Raw genomic sequence first — 3,263 nt, 5'->3', positions numbered from 1 at the left:
TGCCTCTACCTTGCGGTTGTTTTCTTTGGAACCCTCTATCTTGGTAGTATGATTTCACTATCTAGTGTCACAGCATCTATCGCGGCTGTTATCGGGGTTCTACTCTTTCCACTTTTTGGTTTTATCCTGAGCAACTATGACCCTCTCTTCATCGCTATTATCCTAGCACTTGCTAGCTTGATTATCATTCGGCATAAGGATAATATCACACGCATCAAAAATAAAACTGAAAATTTGGTCCCTTGGGGACTGAACTTAACCCATCAAAATCCTAAAAAATAAACGCCAGTTTGAATGTACTGACGTTTTTTTGTATGCTTATTTTGATTTGATATAGTTGATACCATCTGCTTTGGGTGCGACTGCTTTTCCAAAGAAGGCTGCCAAGACCAGAATAGTCAAAACATAAGGTGCGATTTGAAGGTAAACCGCAGGAACTCCTTGTAGGAATGGCAATTGAGATCCGATAACAGCCAAACTTTGTGAAAGTCCAAAGAAGAGACTAGATAGCATGGCTCCGATTGGATTCCATTTTCCGAAGATCATCGCAGCAAGAGCGATAAATCCAGGTCCAACAATAGTTGTCACTGAGAAGTTAACTGAGATTGATTGAGCATAAATCGCTCCGCCAATTCCACCTAGGAAACCTGAAATGATAACCCCTAAATATCTCATCTTGTAGACATTGATTCCCAAGGTATCCGCTGCTTGAGGGTGCTCACCTACAGAGCGGAGACGAAGACCAAATCGAGTCTTGAAGAGGATAAACCAAGCAAGGAATGAGAAGGCAATGGCCAGATAACCAAGTAAACTTGTTGACTTGAAGAAGATATCACCAATCACTGGGATATTCGCCAAGACTGGGAAGTCAAAGCGTCCAAAAGTTTGACTTAGGTTGTCGGTTTGTCCTTTGTTATAAAGAACTTTCACCAAGAAAACAGCCAAGGCAGGCGCCATCAAATTTAATACCGTACCGCTGACAACATGGTCTGCACGGAAATGAACCGTCGCTGCTGCGTGGATGATAGAAAAGATTCCCCCTACCAATCCTGCTACAAGCAAGGATAGCCATGGAGTTGCTGCTCCAAATTGTTCTGCAAATTCAAGGTTAAAGACAACTCCAGAAAAGGCACCCATAACCATAATTCCTTCAAGACCGACGTTTACCACACCACCACGTTCAGAGAAAACACCGCCGATACTTGTAAAGATGAGGGGTGCTGAGTAAATCAGCATAGAAGACACCAAGAGGGTGAGCAAGGTTGTAATAGACATCGTTACTTACCTCCTTTAACTTGTTTTTTCGGTTTGACAAAGCGTTCGATAAGGTAATGAACACTAACAAAGAAGATAATAGACGCTGTTACAATGCTGACAAGCTCAGACGGTACCTGCGCCGCATTCATACCAGGGGCTCCAACTTGGAGAACACCAAATAGGAAGGCTGCAAAGAGAATACCGATTGGTGAGTTGGCTGCAAGCAGACTAACCGCCATTCCGTTAAATCCAACAGCCAATGATGCCCCTTGAACATAGACATTCTGGAAGGTTCCAAGTCCTTCAACAGCACCACCAAGACCTGCCAAGGCACCTGAGATAATCATTGATAGGATAATCGTTCGTTTTGCAGAAATACCAGCGTATTCTGATGCGTGTGGATTAAGACCAACCGCACGGATTTCAAAACCAAGAGTCGTTTTCTTGAGCATAAACCAAATAACTGCAACCGCAATGATAGCAAAGAAAATACCAATATTCATCCGTGAATTCCCAGTCAACTCAGCCAACCAAGGGGTCTGGTAGGTTGCATTAGCTCCGACACGAATCGTCGAATCTGTACTTTGCATGAAATCTTTAGGGAAGGCATGGATAAAGGCATTTCCTACATACAAGACAATGTAGTTCATCATGATGGTTACGATAACCTCTGATGTCCCTAGATAGGCCCTAAGAATACCTGGAATCGCTCCAACAATCCCTCCCGCAATCAAGGCAATCACGATGGTTGCTAGAATCATCAAGGGACGGGGCATATCTGGATGCGACAGGGCAAACCAACCACTGAGAATCCAACCTGCCAAAGCCTGACCAGGAAGTCCGACGTTAAAGAAACCTGCACGACTGGCAACAGCAAAACCAAGACCAATCAAGACCAAAGGCCCCATAGCACGGAAGATTTCTCCAATACCACGCAGGCTACCAAAGGCTGTGTAGAACAATTCTTCATAGCCCCAGATGGCATCATAACCGAAGATCCACATGACAATGGCTCCAAGTAAAATTCCTAGGAAGACAGAAATCAAGGGAACCGAAATTTGTTGTAATTTTTTAGACATCACTCTTCTCCTTTCCCAAGTTTCCACCTGCCATCAAGACACCAAGTTCTTGTTTATTGGTTGTTTCTGGTGATACAATACCTTGAATCTTACCATCGTGGATAACGGCAATACGGTCTGAGACGTTTAAAATCTCATCTAGTTCAAAGCTTACAACAAGGACAGCCTTGCCATTATCACGCTCTTCAATCAAACGTTTGTGGATATATTCAATGGCACCGACATCCAGCCCACGAGTTGGCTGGCTGACGATAAGGAGATCAGGATCTCGATCAATTTCACGAGCAATAATTGCTTTTTGTTGATTTCCTCCCGAGAGTGCAGCTGCAGGCACAAATTCACTGGCAGCACGAACATCAAATTCTTCCATTAGCTTTTTAGCATAAGAAGTAATATTTGAATAGTTCAAAATTCCATTTTTACTATGTGGTTCTTTATAGTAGGTTTGAAGGGCAATATTTTCAGAAATCATCATTTCCAAAATCAAACCATCACGGTGACGATCTTCTGGAACGTGCCCAACACTCAACTCTGTAATCTGACGTGGGTGCAAGCCTACAATTGAATCTCCTTTTAGCTCAATGCTACCAGATTCAACCTTGCGAAGACCTGTAATGGCTTGAATCAGTTCAGACTGACCATTTCCATCAATCCCTGCAATACCAACAATCTCTCCAGCACGAACATCCAAGGACAGATTTTTCACAGCTGGGACACCGCGGTTTTCATTGACCACCAAGTCTTTAATAGTTAAGACCACTTCTTTTGGTTGAGAGGCTTGTTTCTCTGTTTTAAAGGAAACAGAACGCCCTACCATCATTTCTGCCAAATCAGCATTGGTAGCCCCTGCAATTTTGACGGTTTCAATTGATTTCCCACGACGGATAACCGTAACGCGGTCAGAAACTGCGCGAATCTCGTCCAACT

The 3,263-nt window shown here is 43.5% G+C and carries 4 protein-coding genes; 1 reads left to right on the top strand and 3 read right to left on the bottom strand.

Annotated elements, in window-relative coordinates; genetic code table 11:
* Positions 1–282 (top strand): glycerol-3-phosphate acyltransferase (locus tag SMIDD26_RS12895; protein WP_246746928.1); only part of this gene is annotated, 282 nt, incomplete at its 5' end.
* Positions 283–318: 36 nt separating this feature from the next.
* Here the strand turns inward: SMIDD26_RS12895 and SMIDD26_RS05355 are convergent.
* From SMIDD26_RS05355 to SMIDD26_RS11565, 3 genes are all read right to left on the bottom strand, one after another.
* Positions 319–1,275 carry an ABC transporter permease gene (locus SMIDD26_RS05355; RefSeq protein WP_023940960.1) on the bottom strand — a complete coding sequence of 319 codons (957 nt, stop codon included), beginning with the start codon at positions 1,273–1,275 and terminating at the stop codon, positions 319–321.
* 2 nt (positions 1,276–1,277) lie between these two features.
* Positions 1,278–2,336, bottom strand: a complete 1,059-nt coding sequence (locus tag SMIDD26_RS05350; RefSeq protein WP_023942990.1) for an ABC transporter permease — start codon at positions 2,334–2,336, stop codon at positions 1,278–1,280.
* A partial coding sequence (locus tag SMIDD26_RS11565; protein WP_134990192.1) for an ABC transporter ATP-binding protein occupies positions 2,329–3,263 on the bottom strand: 935 nt, incomplete at its 5' end. The genes SMIDD26_RS11565 and SMIDD26_RS05350, both read right to left, overlap by 8 nt.

This window comes from Streptococcus mitis, from assembly GCF_001579035.1.
In the GTDB taxonomy this organism is placed as follows: Bacteria; Bacillota; Bacilli; order Lactobacillales; family Streptococcaceae; genus Streptococcus; species Streptococcus mitis_J.
This window is presented reverse-complemented; position numbering and strand designations above follow the sequence as displayed.

Excerpts from the sequence above, each read along its gene's own strand:
- SMIDD26_RS05355 (WP_023940960.1), bottom strand. The coding sequence starts at position 1,275 with ATGTCTATTACAACCTTGCTCACCCTCTTGGTGTCTTCTATGCTGATT.
- SMIDD26_RS05350 (WP_023942990.1), bottom strand. The coding sequence starts at position 2,336 with ATGTCTAAAAAATTACAACAAATTTCGGTTCCCTTGATTTCTGTCTTC.